This window comes from Komagataeibacter melaceti, from assembly GCF_003403295.1.
In the GTDB taxonomy this organism is placed as follows: domain Bacteria; phylum Pseudomonadota; class Alphaproteobacteria; order Acetobacterales; family Acetobacteraceae; genus Komagataeibacter; species Komagataeibacter melaceti.
Window position 1 is genome coordinate 1 of the sequence record NZ_QUWV01000023.1, and the last position, 1588, is coordinate 1588.

2 protein-coding genes are annotated in these 1588 nt (G+C 66.0%); both read right to left on the reverse strand.

Annotated elements, in window-relative coordinates; all coding sequences use genetic code 11:
- On the reverse strand, window positions 1–664 hold a 664-nt coding region (locus DY926_RS02815), incomplete at its 3' end, for a Y-family DNA polymerase (RefSeq protein WP_241503019.1).
- 13 nt (window positions 665–677) lie between these two features.
- A complete protein-coding gene (locus DY926_RS02820; protein WP_148707734.1) occupies window positions 678–1478 on the reverse strand; it encodes an ImuA family protein in 801 nt (266 codons plus the stop codon).
- Between the last annotated feature and the right edge of the window lie 110 nt (window positions 1479–1588).

A 1588-nucleotide genomic window follows, 5' to 3' on the forward strand; every position in this document is an offset into this window, starting at 1 on the left:
TGATGACGGTCGCGATGGCTTCCGCCGTGGAGATGGGTTCCACAAACGAACGGCGGTCCTGTATCATGTCCCGAGGCAGGACAGGCCGGATCGGTTCGGGCATCAGGCCCAGCGCCTGATCCAGACGGTGAATGAGGTTCTTCCCGAACCGCCGCGCAAGCGGCGCGCGGGGTGCCTCGCGCAACTGCCTGACCTGCTCCAGGCCAAGCTGGAGAAGCCCTCGCCGGGTGGCGGCATCCAGACGCAGGGCCGCGACAGGCAGGGGGTCGAGCGCGGTTTTATGCTGCTGTTCCGGGACGACCGTCGCCATGTCCGTTCCGAAACGCGCGACCGCCCATGCGCAGCCCGGCGTATCCGCCATGGCGCCACGTACCGTAAGCCCCGTGGCAGACAGACGTGCAAGCAGGGCGGTGAGCATGGATGTTTCACCGCCATGCAGGTGCGCGCAACCCGTTGCGTCAATCCAGATGCCATCAGGATCGGCAGCGGATGTCAGCGGCGCACACCACAGACACCATTCGGCCAGTCGTGACAGGGCGCTGGCGTCGCCTTCCGGATCGGCAGGCGCCACGCTCAGGTCCGGCACAAGGGCCTGCGCCTGTGCCAGGGGCAGGCCGGGGCTGATCCCTGCGGTCACCGCGGCCTGGTCAACGGCCGAGATCATGTCGCGTCGGCCGTCATGGCTGCGCGTGACCAGCGGGCGGGATGCTGGAAGATCGTGGAAACCATGTCGACGCAACCGGTCGGTCGGCCAATGGGGAAACCACAGAGAGATGATGCGGCGCATGTTCCGTCTCCACGATCCACTCCCCTGCCCTGCCGCCCTTGTGCCGCAGCAGTTCGACCCGCATGCGCGGGCGGCCGGGATGAAACGCCAGGCAGTCCTGTCCATCCGGCCACGGCATAGGGCCGATACGCCACCGGGTGGTGCAGGCCGAAGGTTGCAGCAGGGCAGGATCATTCGACCGGGCGGCGCGGCGGAGCAGGAATGCGGTCTGCCCTGTCCCTTCCGCCGCCAGTCTCAGCCGACGTGAAGCTGTCAGGGTCATCGGACGATCGAGATCGGTCACGACCGCGACCAGGCCGGTCTCACGTAGCAGATCCTCGGTCAGGCCGAGGACATTGCCAGGTGTGGTGTGCAGGCAGATCAGGCGGTCGGGCTGAAGCCCCGCCTGGGCCAGTCCGGCGGCGTGCAGATCGAGTGGAGCGGTATGGACCCATGCGACCGTCCCGGTCGTATGCGACAGGATGAAGGCGATCCAGCGCGTAGCGTAACAGCCAAGGGCCGTATCGACGCCGCGCCCAAGGATTTCGTGGGTCGTGCCCTGTTCCAGCCCGCCGGACAGGTGGATATCAATCTCAGGGCATCCGCAGGATAACCGCCCTGTTTCATGAAGCGATGCGCCGGACTGCCGCTCCATCCGCAGTATCCGCGCCCGGAGCATGGCGATGGTGTCATTGGGCCGTGTTCCTGCCATGTTCTCCTCCATATGGAACATGTAGAGAACACGAAACCGGCCTGTAAAGCATTAAATGGTGGGGTGGGTTACTTCTCCGGCGGCGCCTTGCGCGTCCCGCCTCGTTTCCC